Consider the following 24297-nt stretch of genomic DNA (forward strand, 5'->3'; position numbering starts at 1 on the left):
GGTATTTATTGTTTAATTGTTTCAATTCTACCAGGTTCACGCCTGTTTTTTCCAGCTATATCCATCAAATCATCCCCCATATCTTGACGGACTTCATTAGCCAGTGCTGATAATTCCGCTACAATTTGGGGATTTTCTTGCTGCACATCATAACGCTCTCCCGTATCTCTTCGGAGATCGTACAAGGCCATGCCTGTTGCTATTTGCCTGGTCTCTCCATTCACTCCTTCTTTGCCAGGAGAAGACCCTTCATAAGTACGGTGTAAATGTGGAAACACGAGTTTCCAATTGTCTTTTCTAATGGCCTCCAAAGCATTTTTTTGGTAATAATAGTTAAACGTTTTCCTGGGATTGGCATCAGGCACATTCTCCCATAAAGCCAAGATACTAATGCCATCAATTTTTCTTTCCGGTAAAGGCACCTTCAATATTTCGGCAAAAGTTGGAAAAAAATCGATGGTGGAAGCCAGCTTATTGTTGATGGTACCAGCTGGGATTCTTCTGGGCCATTTCACGATACAGGGTACTCGCTGACCACCTTCAAAACTGGTTCCTTTTCCTTCCCTTAAACCACCTGCAGAACCTGCATGTGTCCCGAAATTAAGCCAAGGGCCGTTGACATCATTTCCTGATGATTAGTAGCAAGTACTACCGCTGACTTCTTACAGAGAGCAGAAAGCCTATTAGATCATCCGATATTAATCCTAAAAATCGGCAAATTAATCTTCCTTTACAAAAGAAATTTTGAAGAAATAATCCCAGGGTTGATAAAGTTCCTAAGCTTGCAAAACAAAAGTGAATTCAAGTTCACCATATCGTGGTACAGGTTACCGAAATCTACACTAAAATGCATGTGTTAATGGCGTGAGTTTTATATGCGGATTCATAAAAAGCTTCAACAGCAATTTTAATTGGAAAAAAATCAGGTATATTTTTGCAACATTAAAATTTAACCCTACATTTGCAATCCAAATCGGGTGATTTACCGCTGCTAATTGCTTTAAGCGTACTTCATACCACTTGGTTAATTTGTTGAAAAAATAGTAATTAGAAGGTTAAAAGTAACCTAAAACTAATTTAAAATATTGCGAGTTTAGCTCAGTTGGTTCAGAGCATTCCGATTTTAATCGGAAGGGTCATGTGATCGATTGTTAAAACGTATTGGGAGTTTAGCTCAGTTGGTTCAGAGCATCTGCCTTACAAGCAGAGGGTCGGGGGTTCGAATCCCTCAACTCCCACAATAATTATAAATCACATTTCCGGTAAAAGTACCGGTTTAACAATACAAGTTGTTAAAAGCATATTGGGAGTTTAGCTCAGTTGGTTCAGAGCATTCCGATTTTAATCGGAAGGGTCAAAAGAACGAATTCTTAACTCTTATATCTTTCAAAACAGCATTAAAATATTGGGAGTTTAGCTCAGTTGGTTCAGAGCATCTGCCTTACAAGCAGAGGGTCGGGGGTTCGAATCCCTCAACTCCCACATCAAGCCTTTTAATAAGGCTTTTTTATTTCATGTCATGCCATTTTTACATATTGTTTTCCGGCATTAAAAACCGTTTTTATATCGGCGCAACCTGTGATGACCTTAAGGAAAGGGTTCGCAAACATAATTCAAACCATAAGAAGGGATTTACCGGAACGGTAGGTGACTGGGAGGTTATTTATTCTGAAAGCTTTGAAACTAAGGAGGAAGCCTTTGCCAGAGAGCGAGAAGTTAAAAAATGGAAAAGCCGAAAGAAGATACTAGACCTTCTTAATTCCAAACCATAATACCTCAGAGCATTCCGATTTACATCGGAAGGGTCGGGGGTTCGAATCCCTCAACACCCACACCAAGCCTTTTGATAAGGCTTTTTTATTTCATGTCCTGCCATTTTTACATATTGTTTTCTTAGATTAAAAACCGTTTTTATATCGGCGCAACATGTGATGACCTTAAGGAAAGGGTTCGCAAACATAATTCAAACCATAAGAAGACATTTACTGGCAAGGTCGGTGACTGGGAAGTTGTTTATACTGAAAGCTTTGAAACCAAAGACGAGGCCTTTTCCAGAGAGACACAGCAACACATCTCAATATTGATGAAATAACACTTCCTCAATGGGAAATGAATGGCCGGCTAAAGGAAAAAAATGTAGCTCGATGGAAGTTTCCGTAAATCTCATTTAGTCAAAATGATCATTTTCTTATTCAAAAAATCTTTCATGACGCTTTTCCTTTTTTTATAAACCGACAGACATTACTTAAGCTGAATCTTTTAATGCAATAAAAAAGGCCACCATTAAGGTGACCTTTTTATATTTAGTAAGTTGATTGTACTTGATGATCTATTCTATTATAGACTCAATTCATAATAAGAACGCTGCCCATTTGGATAGACTCCTAAAATAATTACTTCTTCTCCCTCGTAGTTCTTAAGGGCTTTGATCACATCCTCACCTGTAAGGATTTTGATCCTTCCGATTTTAGTGATTATAAAGCCTTCTTGAACACCTGCATCTTTCCATGATTTATTGTCGATGGAGGATATTGTCGCTCCACCTTCAAGTTCAAGTCTAGCTTTGTACTCTACTTTTAAGTCTTCAAAGACTACTCCTTCAAATTCCGTAATTTTTGGAATTGTCTTAACCACGACCTTCGTATCTCCTGATACATTCTTAAGTGTTGCCGTAGTCGTCATTTCTTTCCCGTCCCGAAGGAATTTAACATTAATCTTATCTCCAGGACGCTTTCTAGCGACCCTTTCTTGTAGGGAGGAGGTTGTGTACGTATCTGCACCATCAATGCCTATGATAATATCTCCTCTTTGTAAACCTGCTTCTTCGCCACCACTGCCTTCATTGACTTTATCAACGAAGACACCTCTGTCAGCTTTCACTTCTTCACCAATTGACTCCGCAAGGTCAGCATTTACATCCCTGATAATTACACCAAGCAATCCTCTCTGTACAGTGCCAAATTCTAAAAGATCATCCATTACTTTTTTTGCAATGCTACTTGGAACTGCAAATGAATATCCACTAAAACCACCTGTTCTTGAGGCAATGGCTGTATTGACCCCAATAATCTCTCCATTAAGGTTTACCAATGGTCCGCCCGAGTTTCCTGGGTTAACAGCTGCATCAGTCTGGATAAATGACTCTACTTGCATATTGCTCTCATCTCGGAGGATGCCAATATTTCTTGATTTGGCGCTGATGATACCAGCAGTTACCGTTGAATTCAATTCGTAAGGATTACCTACTGCTAGAACCCATTCTCCAATTTGAGCCTCATCTGAGTTTCCAAAGGGAATAAAAGGCAGGTTATTCGCATCAATCTTTAGCAATGCAAGATCCGTTGTTGGATCTAAACCTATTACCCTGGCAGTAAACCGCCTGTTGTCCTCTAAGGTAATCTCTACCTTCGAAGCATTTTCTATCACGTGATTGTTGGTCACGATGTATCCATCTTCGGAAATAATTGCACCAGATCCAGTGCTTTTACCTTCTCGTGGAGTGGCTTCGCCTCTTGGAGATCTGAAACCAAATAACTCTTCCATTGGATCCACACCTTGTTGGCTCCTACTTGTGGTTACTGTACTTCTTACGTGTACTACAGCAGGCGTTACTTGAGCTGCTGAAGCCACAAAATTAATTCCTTCAGGAATCACAAACTTGTCATCACTAAGCCAATTCACCAAACTGGCGTTTTGCTTTTCAGTAAAATTTGTGGTGGAATCTTGATTGGTTTGTAAAAAACCCACACCAAGAACTGCTACAAATCCCCCTATTAAAGAAGCGAGCACGATTCCAAGGAAAAACTGTTTTCTATTCATTGTATACCTTTCTTTTAAATTAAATCAATTAACACGAAATATTCTTTCATATTGTTACTTCTAAAACGATGCCAGTTGGGTTTTAGGTTTGCTATTTAACAGCATTTAACATAAAAAAGAGTATTTCTTTCAGCATATTCTTAAATAATCACCAAAAACAAAATAAACAATGCCCTCATACTAAAGAAGGCAATTTCAATATAACTCATTAACAACAATTTGCAACGAGAAAAAGTTAATGTAAAGTTTGTTTTATTTTTTAATCCTTAAAAACAGTCCATTTAGATCTGTTTTTTATAACCATGATTATACAACATAACGAATAGAAGCCTGTTCTCCACTTTCTTAGAAAACAATGTAATCGAAAGACAATCAGCACTTTTATAGTAAAAACGGACACCTCATGAAACGGTCTACACAGCTAATGCCCCATTTAACTTATCCTGCATACAGCTCAAGGTAAGAGAAATGTAGAATTGCAGCCGTAAAAATCAGCATCATTGTTTATGCCACGGTGACACACCTCCAATTGGAATAAGTAAAACAGTTAGAAAACAGAAAGCACCACTTTAGCGAAACCCTTTTTAAACCAGCCTTAACTGACTGCCATTTTGACACTTTTCGAAATGCATTCGCTAGCATAAAAGCACAAAACGGTTATTTTTTTATCATTGACTTATAAGTGAGGCCTTCAGGCTGGCTTTTACCTTTGGGGAATATTAAACTAAAAACAAACCCAATGACAACACAACTTAGCACACCTACAGCGCCATAGAGGTATCCATTCACATCTGTATACCTGCTGACCATAAAAGTAATCCCAGCCCCTGAAAGCGTCCCAATAATCACTCCAATTGCATTGGCTCTTTGACTAAATATCGCCAGGATAAAAACACCTGCCAGACAGCCGCCAATCATTCCCACTAACTTTTGGAACAAATCAAAAATAAACCCTACCTCAGTAGCTGCAATCCAAACGGCTGTTAAGGTCCCAAAAACCCCCATAATAACCGTAACAGTCTTGGCCAATTTTAAGTACTCCCGATCTCTGAGCCCTGGCTTTAGGTACTTGTGAATGTCTGTGATGTAGGCCGTAGAGATACTGTTCATACTACTGTCCAGTGAAGACATACTTGCTGCAAAGATTCCAGCAATCACTAGCCCAGCAATACCCATAGGAAGTTCTGCTACTATATAGTAAGGCAATAGCTCTTCAGGATTGGCACTTCCAATTTTTTCTGGATTGGTGAGGTAATAAACAAATAGTACAGTTCCCAAACCAAAGAATAAAAATATCCCAGGAATCGTAATAATCCCATTTGTCCAAAGACTTTTCGCCGCTGCTTTTTCATCTCTCACAGTAAGGTAACGTTGGATTACTACCTGATCTGAGGTATAAGGGATTAAATTTAAAAGAAAAACCCTACAATGGCCACCCAGAAAACCAGCTGTGTGTAATCCCAAGACCAGTCTACCAGCTTAAATTTATGGTATTCCATCCCTACGTCAATTACTGTAGAAAAACCGCCATCAATATTGGCTATCGCTATAAATATGGATAGTAACGCTCCTCCTAACAATACCACAACCTGAATTACATCTGTCCAAATCACGGCTTCCATACCACCCAAAACCGTATAGATGGTACTGAAAACGCCCATTATGGCGATACACAAAAAAATATCCATATTGGTTACCGACGAGATCGCTATGGCTGGTAAATAAAGTACCACACCCATACGGGCCAACTGAAATACAATAAAAGTCAAGCTACCCAGAAGGCGAACCCTTACATCAAACCTCAACTCCAGGTATTCATAGGCCGTAGTAATGTTTAAACGCTTAAAAAAGGGCAGGTAAAATTTAATAATCAAAGGTACAATCGCTAAAATCATAAAGGAGCCCACTGCCAGGCGCCAATTGGTGGCATAAACAATGACTGGAATGGCCATAAAGGTAATTGCACTTAACTGTGTACCATATATACTTAGTCCTGCTGCCCACCAAGGTATGCGCTTCCCTGCCAGAAAATATTCCGTGGTGGTATTTTCTCTACTTGAAAAATAGAAGCCAATCCCAAGCATACAAGCCAAATAAGCGCCTAAAGTAGTCCAGTTGGCCCAACCAAATGGATTGTGTACGGATAAGCCAAAAACTTTAGGCGACCTAACGCCTGGGCCTTTTTCTCCATTTGGAACAACCCAAAAACCATCCCAATAGACAGATGGGGCAGTAACCCTGGAAGTACCCTCAGGCATGTCTCCCATTTCTACCCATTCCTCAGAATTGGTATTGTAAGCCAGCATTTTATCCAAAAACCCAGGATGACTTGCAGGGTCAGTATGCGTCAATGTTTTTTCATCCAGACCACCGGGAATCAAAATATGGTCTCCACCCAAACTGAATGCTGGCGAAGGTGCTGCGGCAACACCTCTGGGCAAATCTTTTAATTTCTCCCAAATTCCTTGTGCAGGTTGATCTCCAGGAATAAATCGGTAAGCATCCTTTAACAAGGTCCTGCCTAAACTTTCGTCTGTGTTTTTATAAAGGCCAAAACCACTAAAAATATAAAATGCCTCTTTGTGTGAAGCGGCTACAGCCTGGATTCTAGCCATACCTGGAAATGCAGGGCCTTCCTCCCACTTCATCTCTGCTTTGCTTTTCTTTAAATCAAGATAATAGAATTTTGTCTCTGCAAGGCCAGTAGCGGTCTTCTGCCCTCCTAAAACATAAAATACCCCGTCCAGAATTGTTCCTGTCATGCTTGCCAATGGAACTGGAAGCGGTGGGTAATCATTTTCCAAAACAATTTCTCCCTTACGATAAACCAGGCTAATGACCAAATTGCTATGCGCTTTGGCATCATTTCCACCTATAATCCAAACCTTATTTTTGTAACTTCCGGAAACAGAATAAGCCAATGGTTGTGGTAACTTTTGCCCCGCAACTGTCCAGCCCGCTTCAGTGTTTTCCATAAAGTAAATCTCATCATACCATACTTTTTCACCACCTTCCCAAGGCCTCTTTTCTGGAAAATTAGCACCGCCACCTACTAATAAAGCACCATTACTCACGCCTGCAAACATTCCAGCAAAACCCTCTTTGTCCGGAATAGCAGGCAATTCCTCCCATCTTACTTCTTTACCAACTGCTTGAAAAACTACAAGAATAAAAAATAGAGTAACAAATAAGTATCTTTCCAGCGTTGAATGCATTTTTATATTGAATTATAGTAATTATTTTTAATTTAATGTAGCCTTATAGGCGCTCCTGTAGCAGCAGAATCAAAAGCTGCAAATAAAACTTCCATGGCTTTTAAGGTAAGCCCACCAGAAGCAATTGGCTCTCGGTCTTCCATTATAGCTTTGGAAAACTCCTCCCATTGATTGACCAAAGCTTCATTCATCCAATCTTCGGAATAGGAATCAGGTAGAAGCTGATAATTTTGATCCTTTCCCAAGAAAGTACCTTTGGTATTGTCAATTTTAAGACTGCCTGTGCTTCCGTTAAAATCGATGCAGATATCATTCACGCCATTTTTAAATCCTGAGTAATGCAGGGAAGCTTTCTGACCGTTTTTGAAACCCAGCATAATCACCCCTCCATCCTCTACTTCATCTTCATGAAAAGCATTGGTCATTTTGGCATAAACACTGCTGACATCAGAAGGTATCAAAGCACACAAGGCATCCAATTGATGGATGGCTACAGTGAGCAAATATCCTCCACCAGAAACCTTCTTCAAGTGCCAATCCTTCCGATCACCATGTTTCCAAAATGATATTGAGCTGGCTTTAACCATGTATATTTCACCAATTTCTCCAGAAGCAATAGCAGTTTTTGCAGCAATAAAAGAAGGTGAAAATTGAGCGACTTGCCCAATCATTAACTTTACGCCTGATTTAACACTGGCTTCATGGATGGCTTTACAGTCTGAATAAGTTGATGCCATAGGCTTTTCTAGCAAAATATGCTTTCCTGCGGCAGCGGCCTCAAGAGCAATCTTTGTATGCAAATGGTGGGGCGTGGCAATAAGAACGGCACCTATCTCAGGATCACATATCAATTCGCGGTAATCTGTAACTCCTTTAAGATTGTATTTGTCAGTGAGTATGGATAATGAAGCTGCATCTCTTCTGCAAATTGCCTTCAATTCAAGTGATGGGATTTTTTGTATGGCTTCAATATGTCTTGAGCTAAAATTTCCCGCACCTATAATTCCAATCCCTATCATTTCCTTCTTTGTTCTGTCCATTTAATTCAATGGCATGCCTTCAATGCCAATGTTAATTCGGCTTACTTTACCTGGCCCTGGTTCGCCTACTCCACCTGTTATCCATAAATAGCCACCTGCAAAGCAAAGGTTGCTGGTAAGTGGAATACCCGAATCGTAGCTAGCGAGCAATTCCCCCTCCTCCGAAAGCACCTGTATGGCCTGCATTCCATAATGAGCAACCCATATTCTGCCTTCCCTATCCATCGCCAAACCATCCGGAAGGTTTCCGGTCTCCTTGTTTTTATCATTAAATGGCAAGGTTGCCAGCACCGTTAAGGAATCAGGGCTTGTTTCAGGAAGACTCAGGTCTATTTTCAATATCCTGTTTTTATAGCTTTCAGCGATGTACAATACATTTTTATCTTTATGGAACACAATGCCATTTGGGAAATCAATACCAGTGGCGACAGCATATGCCTCACCCTCCCAGCCTACAAAATATACACCCCCATTGTGCCTTATGGAATCGGTGAAAAAGAAACCTTTGTCTGTATGCACTGCGACATCATTGGGACAACTGATCGTCACCCCATTGATTTCAGCAGGAGATACATCTCCCAGTAGCTTCCCCTCCCGGTCATACCTTGTTACTCTGGCAGACAAACTGTCACAGAGCAGGTGGTCTCCATTGGCTATGATCGCTTGTCCATTTGGCCGTTTTCCTTTGGCCCATAGTTTGGGTTTTTCATCTTGATACCGGTAAATTCCTTCACCTGCCAGATTCGTGTAATAAAGGAAACCATCATTCCCTAAAACTGGCCCCTCTGTATAATATTCCAGCTCCAACATGATTTCTGGCTGGATGGCATTAGGATCAGGGAGCTTCTGGTGAATGTGGTTTCCTTTCTTCATTTAACTTATATTTTATCCAATGGAAACAAAGGTTTTCTTCGGTGCTTGTAAGTCAAACTTGCCATATCTGCCCTTGTAACGCCAGGGGTATTGGCCCTTAAAATCGTTTTGCATACAGATTGGTAAGCTGCCAATGGCGCATTAACTCCTTTTGCCACCAACACATCATAGGACGATGGGTCAATATTAAAATGAAGCAATTGCTGAAGACTAAATGGTACAATACGCAAGGAGGTAAGCATAATGGTATTGCCGGCTTTGCTGGTTACAATGGCTGTTTCTCCCATATTGAAGTTGACCTGTCCACCATGTCTTGGTTCTTTCTCTGTGAATTTCCCATCTACAATTTCCTCCAGTTTCACTTCCAAAGACATGGTTTCACCATGTAATTTGTCTGTTTTTGCGCCAATATTTATAGTGTAATACCCTTCTGGATTCTTCGCCTTAATTTCAGCTACTGCTTCAGGATCATAGATACACACAAAACTTTTTACTCCAGAACAGGATTCCAAAACATCAAGAAGAAAGGTGCTGTCTGCCGGTGAACCGCCACCAACATTGTCACCCATATCCAGTATCAGCAAAGGTTTTTCAGCTTTGTCGATATGCTCCGGCAATTCTTCCAAGCCTATTTTCTTTCCAGAAAAATCCTGGTGGTTTTTAAGCAAATAATCATTTAAAACATTTGCTTTATTTTCTGCCAGGTATTTATCGTTATTGGTTATCACAATAAAGCTCGTTCCCATTTCTGGTACATCAGCATAAGGAAATCCCAAAACAACATTTGTAGACAATACGCCAGGATCATCCTGAATTTCCCTGGCAAAGGCAAATAAGGTTTTGCAAGGATCAGATCCAGTGTGCTGCATTTCAATGCTTATTGCCACCTTCGTTTGCATAAGAAACATTTCAGGCTTTATCTTGCCCTTAAGCGTATCCACCATCAAGATAGCTGCTGATTTACCTACATCTCTTTGGTCTACATGAGGATTGGTTTTGTAAGCAACAAGCGCATCTACCGCCTCCACCATTGTCTCACTTAGATTGCAATGTGGATCAATGGTGCCAATAATAGGAAGATCTGGCCCCAGGATTTCCCGAACCATTTTTAACCAATGACCATCAAAATCCAAATAGGGCACACTAACACCAGCACCATGAGGCACTACCATTAAGCCATCTAATTGAGGAGCCTCTTTTAGGGTTCGCTCCACTTCTTTGATTAAGCGAATAGCCGTTTCTTCAGCAATTATTCCTCCTGGAGTCGCTTCAGCATAAAACAAAGGGACAAGTTCTATGTCCTCTTCAGCGCTTAAAATCGAAACCATGCCACCAATTTCATGAAAAGCATCACGGTATTCGGCTATAACATCCTGTCCATACAGCAGGTGTCCATTTTCGAAATCTCCCCAAGTAGTTTCCTGGTCTAAAAAGGTGTTTGATTCATGGTAAACACCGATTATACCAATGCGTTTTTTTGAACTATTCAACATATGCTACTAAATCTACTTCAAATTTCAGCAAAGTACCCAAGCAACCAATCAAGGTAGTTCTAGCAGGAAATGGTGCCTGAAAGTATTCTTTATAAATGGCGTTAAATTCCGCCAGGTCCTCTTGATTTCCTACGTAGTTTCTCACCTGAACCACATCACTAAAATCTAAACCAGCGGCCGCCAGGATCTTTTTAGCGTTATCAAAAGATCTTCTTACTTCATTTTCAAATGTGTCGTTTACGATTTTCCCATTTTCATCAACCGAAGCCTGGCCAGAAACGAAGACCATATTGTTTACTTTGAGTGCTGGAGAAAAAGGCAATGGACTTCTTGGAACACCTTCGCCTGAAATAACTTCTTTGTTTACCATAATTTTTTTAATCGTTTTTCTGTGATTTGTTTTACCCGGATTTTAATTGGGTGGATTTTAAATACAATTTACAAATCTGATCAGTCAAATATTATTATTAATCCAGATTATACGAAAGAATTCGAAATAACCCGTCCTGAACTTTTATCAGGGCCTGTCCTGAACATTCTTCAGGGGATTGGTAAAACCACATGATAACCAGACTATCTGCCTGATTATCGTGTGATTTTACCATGTATTAGGATAGCAATATCCCAATCCAATATTAAGCACCTATTTTTGCTGCTTTTACAACTCTATCAATCAATTCTTCCACTTTCTTGTCTTCCCAAACTTTATTGGTATTACCCACTGGTGCTATAGAAGCCCCAATATCTACTCCATACCTCATTTGAATGGCTTGTCTAAAGAAAGTCCAGATATTTGGTAAGGTTTCAGCAATTACCTCTTGGAAAACCAGCATGAAGTCTGTTGCCAATGCCACATCCCCTTTTACAAATGCATCTCGAACATGTTTACACTCAGGCTCGAAAACATTATAATAAGAACCAATGGCACCATTAGTACCACATAAGACTGCATGACACATCAATTCATCTGCTCCACTAAAAAGCACCAACTCACCCTTTGAACTATAAGAAATGGTACTAATCTCAAGAAGGTTATTGGTAGTCAATTTCATGCCCACCATATTAGGCATCTTGAGTAATTTATTTACAAATCCGCCCAATCCGTCTGAAAAACTGGTGGAACCCAATTGGTAAGGAAAGAAAGGCAAATCTGTAGCGGTAGCAATAGCTCGATAATGTTCCAATGCCATCCCTGAACTTCCGTCTGTAGGACCATAATAAACAGGCGCAACAGAGGAAATACCATCTATTTTGCATGAAGCAGCATGCTTGGCTAAACGTACAGACTCCTGTGTCGTCATGGAACCTACCTGTACCATAATTGGCACTCTACCCGCATTGACATCTGCAGTAATCTCAGTCACCTTGTTTCTGTCAGCTTCACTTAGTAAAAACCCTTGACCTGTAGATCCAAGTAGATACAAGCCATCTACTCCACCCTGAGATATTAAAACATCTACCCACTTCTCTAACTGCTTAAATTCAGGACGACCATTGCCATCCATTGGAGTAAGCATTGCTGGCCATACCCCTTTCAAATTTTCATACATATTTAATTGATTTATCTTTTATACTGCAAAATATTGATCCATTTCTTTATAACTACTTAAATAGCTTACCGGGTTGTGGACAATCAACTCTTCAACGGCATCGGGGTCTTTAAATCCACTTCCAGAGACAATACAAACTGCATTGGCATCTTTATCCACTTCACCAGCGGCTACCGCTTTCATCCATCCCGCCAAAGCTACCGCACCCGCAGGTTCTGTGTATATCCCTTCTTTTATTGCCAATAATCGCTGACATTCAAAGGTCTCTTCATCACTGACCAAAAAACCATTTCCACCAGTTGCCTTGCATTCTCTTAAGGTTTCCGTTCCGTCTATTACATTGGCCACTTGAAGCCCGCTCACTTTAGTCGTGGCATTTGTTACAGCCTGGGCTTCTTCCAAGCCTTTTCTCAGATTTCCGGCAATGGTATCATTTCCCTCAGGTTGAACGCAATGCACTTTTGGCACTTCAAAATTTGCATGCTGGCATTTCCATGTTTGAAAGCCTCTGGCAATCGCCAAGGCCAAGCCTCCACCTCCGGACGGTACAAATACATTGCCCACATGCTCAAGGTCTTCTGCCAGCTCAAAACTTATCGTTTGTACGCCTGTCATCCCAATAGGACTGTACTTAAAAGCACTTACTTGTAAGCGGGTATTGTTTTCTATAGCTACTTCACCAAGCTTGTCGAATACCCTTTCGCTTACTTCACTGTTCTTTCCAAATTCTTTAATAACATACAAAGAGGCACCATAAGCCCTCATTTGTTTTAATTTACCTTCAGGCGCGCCATCTACTATCGCAATTTTGCAAGGAATACCTGCTGCGGCTGCATAAGCAGCGAGTGCGGCACCAGTATTCCCACTGGAGGTAGCCAAGCAAATCTTGCCTTTATTCGCCAAAACATCTGCTATGGCAAAAGCAGCGAAGCGGTCTTTGTAGGAACCGGAAGGATTGGAGGATTCCAATTTGAAATAAAGGTTTGGAAAACCCAATTCAGGGCCAATTTGCCTTGACTTAATCAAGGGCGTATTTCCTTCTCCCAATGAAAATGGTGCTATTCCCTGGGGTAAATTTAATAACGGTGTGTATTTGCTTATTCCTTTCAAAATTCGTTGGGGAATTGTAGGTTCTTGTTTTTATAACTATTGAAATTATGGGTAAATCCTCCATCGATAACCAATGAGGTCCCATTTACAAAAGAAGCATTGTCAGAAGCCAACCAGAAAACGCCGTTAGCAATTTCCTCAGGTGAGGCACTTCGTTGTAGAGGTGTCATGTCTTCCATTTCATTCACCAGGCTCTGACTTACATCAATGCCTTCGGTATCTTTGAAATTACTGCTCATGGCCGTGGTTACATTTCCAGGGCAAACCGCTACAACTCTGATACCTGACGGCCCATACAAGGCTGCCATTTCATAGGTTAAGCTTAACAAAGCACCTTTTGCAGCAATATAGGCTGGGCTTGAACCTCCTGCTCTTTCTGCCATAACACTGCTCAGGTGGACAATTACTCCTCCCTTGCGTCCAGACGCCATCTTTTTTGCTGCCAATTTCGAAAGAAATACCGGAGAGGTGAGACAGATCTTTAAGGTCTTTTCCCAATTTTCCCTGGAAATGGTATTCAAAGTCTCAATGGTTCTCCAAGCTGCATTGTTAATTAAAACATCTATTCTACCCCATTTACTAAATGTCGCCTCCACGATTTCATCCACAAAATCATCTATTGCCAGGTCTCCATCTAAGACCAAAACATTTTCTGGTTTTGAAAGAGAATTCGCTGCGTCCTGCAATTCATCTTTGTTTTCTGAAACCATGGCAACAAAATCACCATTGGCAACAAAAGCCTCTGTAATTGCCTTGCCTATGCCTCTAGAAGCGCCGGTAACAATAACTACCCTAGGCTTGTTTTCCTCTTCACTTTTCATTTAATGCTATTTATTGTATTGGTAAAATTCCAGCAAGTGCATCTCCTGCCTTTGCCATAGGCACCGCCCTTTTTAAGAATACCATTCCTGATCGTTGCGCAATGATGTCCGCTCCTTTCTCCCCATTCTCTCTTAGTAAATACCCCAACTTATCTCCTTCGCTAACGGAATCACCCAAATCAACCTGAGCAATAAATATCCCTTCTTCAGGGGCAGGATGCATCACCTGCAAATGCCCACTTCCAGGCTTATTGTCTTCAAGCGTATATTGAATGTTTGCCTGACTGGCCTGGCCAGGCAACATACCGAAATACTTCAATACATTCTCACAACCTTCAACAAGGTCATCCACCCCTTCTGCCCGGTAACCTCCACCTCTGTACTCACTATAAATAGCCGGCACATTGGCATCCCTTGCTACTGATAAAGTTCTTCCCTCTAGTTCAGGACTTGTTCCCCAAACAATAGGCAAGTTAAAAGCGGCTGCCATGGCTCTCTGAGTGTCCAAAACCGATGGGTCCTGGTGCAACATATAACCTGAAAGGGGAGAAATATCAAACAAGTCTCCTCCCGTGTGCATGTCAATAAAGAAATCTGCTTTTTTGATCAGCTCACTTATTTCTGCAGCAACTTGTTGGGTAATGGTACCTTGAGAATCTCCAGGGCAAGTCCTGGCAAGGTCAAGCTTGTCTTCTCCTACCCGTGCTCCTGAAAAATAGGCGTTTCTATTAGTAATTGGCACAAGTGTAATCGAACCAGCTATCAAGGTCTCTTTCAACTGGTTAATTAACTTCAACACCGCCAGGACAGGTTCGTATTCATCACCGTGAACCCCTGCAATTATAAGCCCATTTGGGCCTTCTTTAGAAGCCTTGATAATATGGGACGAAAATAATTCAGCCATTTTTAATTTAATTTTTCAACTTTTCGATTCTAACTATTTCTTGGCATATTTTGTCTGCCATTAGTGCATGCCCCTTGTCATTGGGATGCACCCCGTCCAGTAATATTTCTTCTACTGTATTTTCCTTACTGTCATAATAGTCGGAAAACAGCTTGAAATTGTCCACCAGACCTGTCTTGTATTTATTTGATAGCTTTTTAACAACGGCTACATATTGTTTCAGCCTAACATTCTGGTATTCAGGATACTTTCCTCTCAGTCCATTCGGTGCGATTAAAAGGACCTTAGTCCCTCGGGATTGTAGTTCCTTTATCATGAATTCCAGGTTGCTTTTATACTGTTTTAATGGAATTCTTGATTTCCCATCAGGCCCGGAATCATCTATATGGGCATCATTGGTACCAAAACCTATGATCACCAAATCAGGATTATGAGCTAGGACATCCGTTTCGAATCTGTCCATACCATGTTTAATTTTGAATAAATCATGGTCTTTAATGCTACCAGTATGACTTCCTGGAATCCCGGAATTGATCACTTCTGCCGCTATGCCTTTCTCCAAAAGCAGTGAAGGCAACCTTTGGGCAAAAACCTGTTCTATGGTACTTCGTGTTGCTGTTATTGAGTTCCCAAAAGCGACAACTTTTAGTTTATCCCCCATCAAGGAAACGGTTTCTGTTTCAGCGCGCTGTTTGAAATTGGCATTAAAAACGGCATCCACTACCGTCAATGGCAATAACTTTAATAAAAACAAAACAACTAATAGGTTCATCTCTGCATTAAATTTATGCTAGCCAAATATATTTCAGGCTTCAATAACATATCGAATTACTTATTCTCCGTAAACCCAATCCAAATCTAAAAGCGTCAATCTGGTTACGGAAAGCCCTGTTCCTGCAGGTCTATCCCCCGCACAATAGGAGAGTAAGACCTCATCATCATTTACAAAATGAATGGCCGTATAACAATACCAACCATCAGGATCATCTTCCAAAACTTTTTCGCTTTCCCAGGTTTTGCCTTCATCTTTAGAAATGGCAATATTCAATGGGGTCCTTTTCCCCTTGTACATTCCTTGTTTTACTCCGTTATTGTTCCAGACCATCAATAAATCCCCTGTAGAAGGGATTCTTGCAATAGTAGCCGGAGAGACTGGAGATGAAATATTTGTAGGTTTTGCGGGAGTCCATTTCTTTCCTAAGTTTTTAGAATAAGAGGAATATTGCACACCATCATCAGTACGAATAATCATCATCAATTTTCCGTTTTTCAGGGCAACCAAACCAGGCTCTTGAAAGACGATATTGTTTTGGTTTTTCACTTCTTTTCCTGACTTCCAGGTTGCGCCATTGTCATCGGAAAAATAGGTGAATAACTGACCATTTTCGTTGAAATCTTCTCCTTCCGAAGTTCTGTGTAAGGCTACAGGCATTATCAACCTGCCATTTTCCAATTGGAGCACCCTGTTATTATTGAGGACAAAGTATCCTTCCCGATCCGTAATACAAGATGTAGGTGCTGACCAGGTTTCTCCTTCATCTTTGGAAATTCGCATCAAGGGTTTGCAATCGCTTAAACCGTTTTTACGAGCGTAAAACAATGCAATATTGCCATCCTGGAGTCTCAATAATGAAACGGACATGACATTCATTCTCCCATCATTTGGAACTATGGTCCTGTCCTCATCAGTCCAGGTTTGACCATCATCTTCAGAATACCTTGCTGCCAAAAAAGCGGAGCCAAAATCACTGGCGGATTTGCCCGTAAAATGGGTGTAAATAAACATGATCCGCCCATCTTTTAAGCGGATAAAATCTCCCTCACTGTTTCGGGGATTGTTTTCTCCTGGATCCAACTGCAAAACAGTTTTTCTATCCTGGGCTTTTAACTCATCCAAGGCGGAAAAACTAAAAAGGAGGAATAGAAAAATCAATCCCTTACCTAGCTTCATACTTAAATTATTTCCATTCATATTTTTAACTATTTTCTATGGTAGGTTAATTCTCTTCCAAAACATAACGCCCAAAATAATCCGGATATCGCCAATGAAAAGAGCTGTCTTTTTGATAGCTATGATCTGGATAATACTTGTTTATTGAGTCAACTTCTTCCCTGATCATTTTTACATTAACTGAATCCATAAATGGGTCTCTTGTATCTATCCTCCAATTATTAAGCACACGCTTTAAGCGCTCCATCTCCTCCTTATAATTGGGATCATCTGCCAGATTTCTAAACTCCCAAGGGTCATTCTCCAAATCATAAAACTCAAAAGCAGGTGGGTTCTCCCAGCGCTCATAAACTTCTTTAAGTTCATCTGATAATGAGGCTATTTCTTCTCTGGAAGTACCTGACAAAACAGTTGGATAAATATGATCCGTATACACGGAAAAGTAGGGATCAGGCGTTCCACTGAACAAATTATGAATCAACTTGTATTGTTTGCCTCGAACACTTCTTTTAGGATAAAAATACTTAGCCGTTCCAATCATTCCTCCTGCAAAAATATACTCATGCCCACTATCCTTCCCTTTACCTACCGCTAAAAGCGATTTTCCAGGAAGTCCCGATTGTTTTTGGTCAGAAACCGCATCCACTATGGTTGGAAAAATATCGATTACAGATACCAGTTCATCATGCATCACCTGTCCTCCAGTTAATTTTCCTGGCCAGTTCACTATTAAAGGTATTTTTAGGCCTGCTTCATAATTTGTGGTTTTACCTCTGGAAAACTGAGCCCCATGATCACTGAGGAAAATTATCAAGGTGTTTTCTGCTTTTCCAGTAGCTTTAAGAGAATCCAACAACATTCCAATAGATTCATCCAATCGATTAATCTGACTATAATAGTCCGCAGTCTGCTCTCTCAGTCGTTCTGTATTTGCACCTACAAAAGGCAGTGTACTTGACACATTGTCTCCCGTAACTTCAATCGTAGGAAGACCTTCAACCTTCCTTAATAGAGGGAAATGTGCATCAGGAAAATTGACCATAAGAAAAAATGGTTGTTCACCTGCAGCTCTGATAAACTCAGACGCTTTAACCGCATAATCACCCATTTTTTCCTTGGCAAAATTTGAGCTTTCAATTTCATGAAAGTCGAATGGAAATGCTGATTCTGGATTGACATGCAGTTTTCCCAGGCATCCTGTACTATACCCCTCTTCTTTCAAATAGAAAGGGATGTTATCAAAGGCCTTATACATTTCAAAATCATGTGTGGCCAATCCTATCTGACCATTTTGATGAGGATAAAGCCCCGTCAAAATTGAGCCTCTGGAGGGGCTACAGACAGAATACGTGGTATAGGCATTTTCAAATAGGACTCCATTTTCTGCCAATGCGTCAATGTTTGGAGTTGTTACTATGCTATTACCATAAGCACCAAGGTCTTGCCCATGATCTTCTGAAACAATTAGAATAATATTGGGTTTTGTTTCTCCAGAACTTTTCAGGCCAGATTCGCATGAAGCCATCAATACCAAGAGTAGTAAACCTGATAAAATCAATTTAAATCTGTTGCCTAAAAGTTCTTTCATGTTAATTAATCTTTATAAAACCAGTCCGTACTTAGCTTAGTTACTTTGGTAACTGAAAGGCTTGTTCCAGCTGGTCTGTTACCTGCACAATAGCCCAATAACACATCATCACCTACAAAATCCATGGCGATATAGCAGTACCAACCATCAGGATCGTTCTCCAAAGTCTTGTAATTGCTCCATGTTTTTCCTTCGTCTTTAGAAATGGCTGAGCTCAAAGGTGTCCTAAGCTTGGCCACATCTGGATCTTCTGATAAGTTATTGTTCCAAACAGCCAATAAATCTCCTGTTCCAGGAATTCTTTCAATTGTCGCTGGTGACACGGGGGAAACCAAAGTACTTTTTTCTACTTCTGACCAGGTTTTCCCTTTGTCTTTGGAATAAGAATAGCATTGAACGCCTGCATCTGTCCTAATGACCATCAAAAGTGAACCATCATTAAGTTCAACTAAGCCTGGCTCTTGCAAAACTATTTCTTTTGGGTTAGGTACCAATTCGCTACTTTCCCATGTTTGTCCGTTGTCAGTAGAAGAATAAGAAAAAAGGTCAGCTCTACCTCTCCATTCCATCCCAGGGCCAGCATGTTTGGCTACAGCAAGAACTAGAGTACCATCTTCAAGTTGAATAACCCTGTCATTGTTAAGTACAAAATAACCTTCATTGTCGGTAATACATGCAATAGGTTCTGACCAGGTTTTGGCTTCATCCTTTGAAATTCTCATATAAGGAATACAATCGTCTGTATTGTTTTTCCTCAAATAAAACAGGGCGATGTCACCATTTTGCAATCGCAACAAGGAAACTGACATCACATTCATTCCACCTTCATTTGGCAAAACTTCCACATCCTCTGAAGTCCAGGTCTGTCCTTTATCATCTGAATACCTTCCAGCCAAATAAGCTGTTGCATGATCACTGGAAGATTCGCCATAATAATGAGAATAGACGAAAAGCATTCTTCCATCTTCTAGCTCAATAAAATCACCTTCACTGTTTCTTGGGTTATTGTCTCCAGGGTTTAAAACTAAACTACCAGGAATACTTTCAATCTCTTTCGCAGTGGTATCGGATTCGGCTGTTTGGTCTTCTACTGGCTTACCGCCACAACCATAGGCTATCAAAGCAGTTAAAACCAACATTTTGATTGCGCCACTCAATTTGTTCATTGTCATATTCATATCATTTAGTCGTAAAATTCATCCAAATTTAATTTCCGCACTACCAAAGGTATTTTTTCTTTTAATCCCAATCGCTCTGCAGCCATATACCCAAGTAATACTTCATTGTCTACAAAAGAGATGGCTGTATAGCAGAAAAAACCTTCAGGGTCATTTTCAAGTACTTTTAGGTGCTTCCAACTTTTGCCCTCATCCTTAGAAATGGCCGCTGTCAGTGGCGTTCTGAAAGTAGCTGTCTTTTTATCTAAACTTTTATTGTTGTTCCAAATCAACAAAAGGTCTCCGGTTTTCGGGATTCTTTTTAGAGAGGCTGGAGCTCTGGGTGAGACAATTTTTTGAAGGATGAACTTCTTCCCAGGTAAGTCCACTATCTTGGGATGTACTTAAGTACTGGACACCTCTATCGGTTCTTAACCACATCATAATGTCACCATTTTTTAGCAATACCACCCCGGGTTCTTGCACGACGACATTGTCTTGGTTGGGCATTTCCTGGCTACTGTTCCAGGTTTTACCCTGGTCGTCGGAGTAGTAGCAGTAAATACTACCACGCATGCTAAAATCAACTCCAGCAGTTTTATGCAGTGAAACAGGTGCCAAAAGTCTTCCGCCAGGAAGTTGAATTACCCTGTCATTGTTCAAAACGAAATAACCATCCTTGTCATTGATCATAGGGATGGGGGCGGACCAGGTTTGTGCTTCGTCATTAGAGATCCGCATAAAGGGTTTGCAATCGTCCAAAGAATTTTTTCTAGCGTAGAAAATAGCGATTGAACCGTTGTCTAACCTTAAAAATGACACGGACATGACATTCATACCCCCTTCATTGGAAACGATTATCTCATCATTTTTGGTCCAGGTTTTTCCTCCATCTGAAGAATAGCGTCCAGCGATTGATCCATTTGCATGGTCACCAGATCCTCCTTCGAATTTGGAATAGGCAAATAAAATCCTTCCGTCTTTCAATTGAATAAAGGCTCCCTCGCTATTTCTAGGAGGAATACCGTCTTCTCCAATATGAAGCACCACTTCTGAAGGATTCAGTAGTACCTGTGCTTCAGAAAAATTCACAAAACTCAGAAGGATCAAACCCGATAATACCAAAAATCTAATTTCTTTCATCAATATCGTTTTGCACATAGGCGCCATTTAATGTTTCCCTTCATAATAAGGCCCGCCACAGGTAGACGCTTCAGGGTCAAAAATTGAGAGCTCCTTGAACATCAGCCTTGCTATTTCAGAATGCCCTTCACCATCTGGATGTAGCGGATCATTCAACCATTCCTTATTTACGTTTATACCGTCAGCCTTTTCAGCTGTCTCAAGCCAATGCCCATAATTATCAACCAGGATAATGTTTTCTTCTATTGCAACCTTCCTTATTACGGCAACATATTTATCCAAACTTGCTCTGCTAGGATCCAATTCTTTGATAATTAGATTAGGGGTGTGAAGGATAGGAATTGCACCGAGCCCCCTGAATTTTTTAACCAAAAGGTTAAGATTCTCTTCATAAGCTTCTATTGATACCTTCTCATTGGAACAATCATTTGTACCAATCATCAAAGACACAACATTTGGCTTGAACTGTTTAATCCTCCAGTCAAAGTCCTGAAGGATTGTTTCGGTTGTATTTCCGCTGATTCCTGTATTTATAATTACATCTCTTACTCTTCCCAATTCCCAGCGAATGCGTTCTCCAAAAACTTCGGGATAGGAGCGGTACCCATGAGTGTGTTTTGCTCCATGGGTAATACTGTCTCCAGTAAAGGTCCATATCAATGGCACTTTATCTTTTAGTAAGGCGGAAATGCGCTCCTTGTCACTTTCACCTGAAAGTGGAGAAATAGGAAGATCCTCCAAGCTTGTGAGTTTATTGGTAAAAGATAAAATTGCTGGCAATGGAAGCAGAAATAAAGATTTTTCAAAAAACCTTCTTCTAGAGAATCTTTTCATTTTCTTTATTATCGATTAAAGACAAATATTTAAGTAAACATTTTAAACCCGAAATATGCAATAGTCAAATCTTGATTTTCTCATCAAGTTTGCTTTTACACCAATGATCCAATTAATGTGTAAAATCCTTCTCATAAAATTTAACACGTAGTTCTCCCTGCATGGTGGTCACCCATAATTCTCCAGGGTTTCGTTCAAAAACATAGGGATAAGAAATCCACTTAAAGGTTGGGTCCGTTTTTTGATTATCGCCAATTTTAGCAATTACTATTGGGTCTGACCAGGTTTTACCATCGTCTTCAGATAAGGCGATGGACAATTCACCCCTATGATTACTGGCCGCTACTTCCGACCATTGTCTGTCCCCTCCTCGTAAGGGATATTGATCGGTTCCTTCAGGGAATCTTCTATTCCACACCAAAATTAATCTGCCACTTTCGAGCCTTTTAAGAAGTCCTGGTGCAGAACTTGCAGCTATATCAGTAGGACGTATATTGTCCCAGGTTTTACCATCGTCCATTGAGAAAGCTTCCCAAAAAGTACCCCAATTGGTCCGCATCAATAGCCATAATTTTCCGAATTCAAGGGCTTCCAGGGTAGCTTCTGTTACACCGCTATGGTGACCAATACCACCAAGATCAATAATATTAGACCTTTCCCAGGTTTTACCTTCATTGCCCGACTTATAAGTCAATACCGTATGGTGGCCCGGGTGGTGTCTCATCATCATGGAGGTGAAGACTATATTCCCATTTTCGGTTTCTATCATGTCACGAACCGCACCGGTCCACTCATTATGGAGCTTTTGCACATCTTGCCAGGTTTTACCCCCGTCTAAACTTCTCACCGTATAGGTCGGTAGTCTGGCTCCCGGCGAATCCGAAATTTCTTCTTGCCAATTCCAATTTGCCCTTTCCTGCAAATTCATAAAAGCCAGGATGATCACCCCATTGCTGGTCTTTAGTATTGCCCGTTCATTTGAAATCAAGAAATTTTCAGGATCTTCAAATACAGGATAGCTTTGCCAGGTTTTACCATTGTCATTGCTAATGGTGCAATCTGTTCCCTCCACTGTCAGAATGTCCCCATTGTCTAATTTGACAAAAGGCCCCATTTTAAGGCCTTTTATTTCTTCTACATCATGATGTACCAAAGCTCCTGTGGAGATCGCTTTACCATTGTCAGCATTTAAAAGAACATGCTGCGCCTTTCCCGAAAGGGAAAGGGCAGTCATGATCACAATTAGGGTTAAAAATCGGTGAATTTTAAACATGGTTATTAGGGCTATTTATAGGTTTAAGACTGCATTTTTATTACTGCTCGTAACCAGTATTTTGGGTTATTTTAGAATTTAAGCTTATGGTTTCCAAAGTTATAGGCCACAACATAAGGTAGTTTTGACCTTCTTTTCCTTGTAAGGAAGGCACTTTCTCAAATGCTTTATCAAAGCGAACGAGATCCCACCATCTTTTTCCTTCAAAAGCCAATTCAAATAATCTTTCCTGCAATATGGCTTCGTCGTTTTCAGTTTGAGAACTACTAGTGAATTCGTAGCTAGAGAAATTCTCGCCATAAGCCCTACTTCTCACACTATTTATTTCAGCAGTTGGATCCTGACCAAGGGCATTTTTAGCTTCAGCTATAAGCAGCAACAACTCAGCTTGTCTGTAAATCACAATATCATCAAGAAACCTTCTAGAACCTGATTCAGTATACCCACTACCCTTTGTTACAATCGTGGTTATATAAGCATTATCGGCTTCATTGGAATATACCTCCAAAAAACTAGCTGATTTCCGGCTATCTTCATCCATAAACTGATCTCTCATTGTAGCAGAAGGGGCCCACCAATTAAATCCTCCGGGGGTTCCAATCGTTTCTAATGTTTCCTGATCAAAGGTCTCTCTTACATCAAGGGCATTGATATACATGTCTGAAAACATGTTGTCGGAAACCTCAAAATCACTAAAATGAACTGAGAAAATGATCTCTTGATTTCCTTTATTATCAAAGTCAAAAACCCTGGAATAATCATCCAATAGACTTAGATCAGCCGTGTTCGCTTCATTCAAGGCACTCAAAGCAATGGTAATATCAGCATCACCTCCACCCATGGTTTTACCTGTCCACAAATACACATCTCCTTTGAGCGTATTGGCTGCAGGCTTGGACCACATGGATCGGCCATTCTCAAACTCGTTACTTGGAAACAAGCTTATCGCCATGTCCAAATCATCTTTAATCAATTCAAAAACAGTAGCAACCGCGGCCCTTTCCTGAAAGGTCGTTTCTGCATCATAGCCTTCTACAGGATCAGTGATCAAAGGAACATCTCCCCAGGTTTTCGCAAGAACAAAATACACAAATGCTCTCATGCTATAAGCTTGCGCTAACAAATCATTTTTATTCTCTTCACTAGGAAAGGAAATGTTTGGAACATTTTTTATGACAAGGTTGGCATAATTGATCACCTTGTAGGTTTGCAACCAATCCAAATCAGCGTTTCCTTCATTCATGTCATTTTCAAAATACTTTCTTCTATAGTCCGCATTTTGAACTCCTTCACCCATTATTTCACTCCTTGCTTCACCCATAAAATAGAGTGTCCTACTTGACAAATCCCTAAACTGGTTGTACATCCCTATTACTCCGCCTACGGCATCTTGTTCTGATTGCCAGAATGAGTTAGCCCCTATTGAACTAATGGGTGCTAATTCCAAAGGTTCTGTACAGGAATAATTCAGAAAAAAACAACAACGCCGAGCAGGTATATCTTTATATTAACTAATTTTTTCATGA

At 40.5% G+C, this 24297-nt stretch carries 22 protein-coding genes, 3 tRNA genes and 1 pseudogene; 5 read left to right on the plus strand and 21 right to left on the minus strand.

Annotation, left to right across the window (positions count from 1 at the left end; translation table 11 throughout):
* Positions 1–5: 5 nt before the first annotated feature.
* A pseudogene (locus ADICYQ_RS28330) lies at positions 6–569 on the minus strand (sulfatase/phosphatase domain-containing protein); the annotation flags it as partial.
* 594 nt (positions 570–1163) lie between these two features.
* Here ADICYQ_RS28330 and ADICYQ_RS06385 point away from each other — a divergent pair.
* The 5 genes from ADICYQ_RS06385 to ADICYQ_RS26665 all read left to right on the plus strand — a co-directional run bounded on the left by ADICYQ_RS06385 (position 1164) and on the right by ADICYQ_RS26665 (position 2092).
* Positions 1164–1238 (plus strand) — tRNA-Val (locus ADICYQ_RS06385).
* Positions 1239–1305: 67 nt separating this feature from the next.
* Positions 1306–1380, plus strand: a tRNA-Lys gene (locus tag ADICYQ_RS06390).
* Between the two features lie 27 nt (positions 1381–1407).
* Positions 1408–1482: transfer RNA gene (locus ADICYQ_RS06395), tRNA-Val, on the plus strand.
* A gap of 32 nt (positions 1483–1514) precedes the next feature.
* Positions 1515–1772, plus strand: coding sequence for a GIY-YIG nuclease family protein (locus ADICYQ_RS06400; RefSeq protein ID WP_040414853.1), 258 nt, complete (start codon positions 1515–1517; stop codon positions 1770–1772).
* A gap of 143 nt (positions 1773–1915) precedes the next feature.
* Positions 1916–2092, plus strand: a complete 177-nt coding sequence (locus tag ADICYQ_RS26665; RefSeq protein ID WP_235114428.1) for a GIY-YIG nuclease family protein — start codon at positions 1916–1918, stop codon at positions 2090–2092.
* A gap of 245 nt (positions 2093–2337) precedes the next feature.
* On the opposite strand, the gene ADICYQ_RS06405 is transcribed toward ADICYQ_RS26665, so the two are convergent.
* The 20 genes from ADICYQ_RS06405 to ADICYQ_RS06490 form a co-directional block, all read right to left on the minus strand.
* Entirely contained in the window at positions 2338–3819 is a 1482-nt protein-coding gene (locus tag ADICYQ_RS06405) for a Do family serine endopeptidase (protein ID WP_020891851.1), read from the minus strand.
* A gap of 657 nt (positions 3820–4476) precedes the next feature.
* Positions 4477–5283 (minus strand): sodium:solute symporter family transporter, encoded by an 807-nt coding sequence (locus tag ADICYQ_RS29290; protein WP_262485364.1) that lies wholly within the window; start codon positions 5281–5283, stop codon positions 4477–4479.
* On the minus strand, positions 5229–7034 hold the full coding sequence (locus tag ADICYQ_RS29295) for a sodium:solute symporter family transporter (protein WP_020891853.1): 1806 nt from the start codon (positions 7032–7034) through the stop codon (positions 5229–5231). The genes ADICYQ_RS29290 and ADICYQ_RS29295 overlap by 55 nt, the downstream gene beginning before the upstream one ends.
* A 32-nt stretch (positions 7035–7066) precedes the next feature.
* Positions 7067–8074: a Gfo/Idh/MocA family protein gene (locus ADICYQ_RS06415; RefSeq protein WP_020891854.1), complete on the minus strand. Its 1008-nt coding sequence runs from the start codon at positions 8072–8074 to the stop codon at positions 7067–7069.
* Complete coding sequence (locus tag ADICYQ_RS06420; RefSeq protein ID WP_020891855.1) at positions 8075–8947, minus strand: SMP-30/gluconolactonase/LRE family protein; 873 nt, start codon at positions 8945–8947, stop codon at positions 8075–8077.
* A 5-nt stretch (positions 8948–8952) separates the two neighbouring features.
* Complete coding sequence (locus tag ADICYQ_RS06425) at positions 8953–10440, minus strand: M81 family metallopeptidase (protein ID WP_040414856.1); 1488 nt, start codon at positions 10438–10440, stop codon at positions 8953–8955.
* Positions 10430–10810, minus strand: coding sequence for a RidA family protein (locus ADICYQ_RS06430; protein WP_020891857.1), 381 nt, complete (start codon positions 10808–10810; stop codon positions 10430–10432). Before ADICYQ_RS06430 ends, ADICYQ_RS06425 begins: the two co-directional genes overlap by 11 nt.
* A gap of 265 nt (positions 10811–11075) precedes the next feature.
* A complete protein-coding gene (locus ADICYQ_RS06435; RefSeq protein ID WP_020891859.1) occupies positions 11076–11990 on the minus strand; it encodes a dihydrodipicolinate synthase family protein in 915 nt (304 codons plus the stop codon).
* An 18-nt stretch (positions 11991–12008) separates the two neighbouring features.
* Positions 12009–13100, minus strand: coding sequence for a threonine synthase (locus tag ADICYQ_RS06440; RefSeq protein ID WP_020891860.1), 1092 nt, complete (start codon positions 13098–13100; stop codon positions 12009–12011).
* Positions 13097–13921: an SDR family NAD(P)-dependent oxidoreductase gene (locus ADICYQ_RS06445; RefSeq protein WP_020891861.1), complete on the minus strand. Its 825-nt coding sequence runs from the start codon at positions 13919–13921 to the stop codon at positions 13097–13099. The genes ADICYQ_RS06440 and ADICYQ_RS06445 overlap by 4 nt, the downstream gene beginning before the upstream one ends.
* A gap of 10 nt (positions 13922–13931) precedes the next feature.
* The gene (locus tag ADICYQ_RS06450) at positions 13932–14825 is read right to left on the minus strand and encodes a succinylglutamate desuccinylase/aspartoacylase family protein (protein ID WP_020891862.1); all 894 of its coding nucleotides are present in this window, start codon (positions 14823–14825) and stop codon (positions 13932–13934) included.
* 7 nt (positions 14826–14832) lie between these two features.
* Positions 14833–15597: an SGNH/GDSL hydrolase family protein gene (locus ADICYQ_RS06455; RefSeq protein WP_020891863.1), complete on the minus strand. Its 765-nt coding sequence runs from the start codon at positions 15595–15597 to the stop codon at positions 14833–14835.
* Between the two features lie 60 nt (positions 15598–15657).
* Positions 15658–16776, minus strand: a complete 1119-nt coding sequence (locus tag ADICYQ_RS06460; protein WP_040414887.1) for a sialidase family protein — start codon at positions 16774–16776, stop codon at positions 15658–15660.
* 46 nt (positions 16777–16822) lie between these two features.
* Complete coding sequence (locus ADICYQ_RS06465; protein ID WP_020891865.1) at positions 16823–18364, minus strand: sulfatase family protein; 1542 nt, start codon at positions 18362–18364, stop codon at positions 16823–16825.
* Positions 18365–18369: 5 nt separating this feature from the next.
* Positions 18370–19536 carry a sialidase family protein gene (locus ADICYQ_RS06470; RefSeq protein ID WP_040414889.1) on the minus strand — a complete coding sequence of 389 codons (1167 nt, stop codon included), beginning with the start codon at positions 19534–19536 and terminating at the stop codon, positions 18370–18372.
* A gap of 11 nt (positions 19537–19547) precedes the next feature.
* Positions 19548–19817: a sialidase family protein gene (locus tag ADICYQ_RS25830; RefSeq protein WP_152520468.1), complete on the minus strand. Its 270-nt coding sequence runs from the start codon at positions 19815–19817 to the stop codon at positions 19548–19550.
* A complete protein-coding gene (locus tag ADICYQ_RS06475; RefSeq protein ID WP_051160136.1) occupies positions 19795–20664 on the minus strand; it encodes a sialidase family protein in 870 nt (289 codons plus the stop codon). Before ADICYQ_RS06475 ends, ADICYQ_RS25830 begins: the two co-directional genes overlap by 23 nt.
* 27 nt (positions 20665–20691) lie before the next feature.
* Positions 20692–21498: an SGNH/GDSL hydrolase family protein gene (locus ADICYQ_RS06480; protein WP_020891869.1), complete on the minus strand. Its 807-nt coding sequence runs from the start codon at positions 21496–21498 to the stop codon at positions 20692–20694.
* Between the two features lie 112 nt (positions 21499–21610).
* A complete protein-coding gene (locus ADICYQ_RS06485; RefSeq protein WP_235114424.1) occupies positions 21611–22732 on the minus strand; it encodes a sialidase family protein in 1122 nt (373 codons plus the stop codon).
* A 79-nt stretch (positions 22733–22811) separates the two neighbouring features.
* Positions 22812–24218, minus strand: a complete 1407-nt coding sequence (locus ADICYQ_RS06490) for a RagB/SusD family nutrient uptake outer membrane protein (protein ID WP_235114425.1) — start codon at positions 24216–24218, stop codon at positions 22812–22814.
* Positions 24219–24297: the final 79 nt, after the last annotated feature.

The organism is Cyclobacterium qasimii M12-11B, assembly GCF_000427295.1.
Taxonomy (GTDB): Bacteria; Bacteroidota; Bacteroidia; order Cytophagales; family Cyclobacteriaceae; genus Cyclobacterium; species Cyclobacterium qasimii.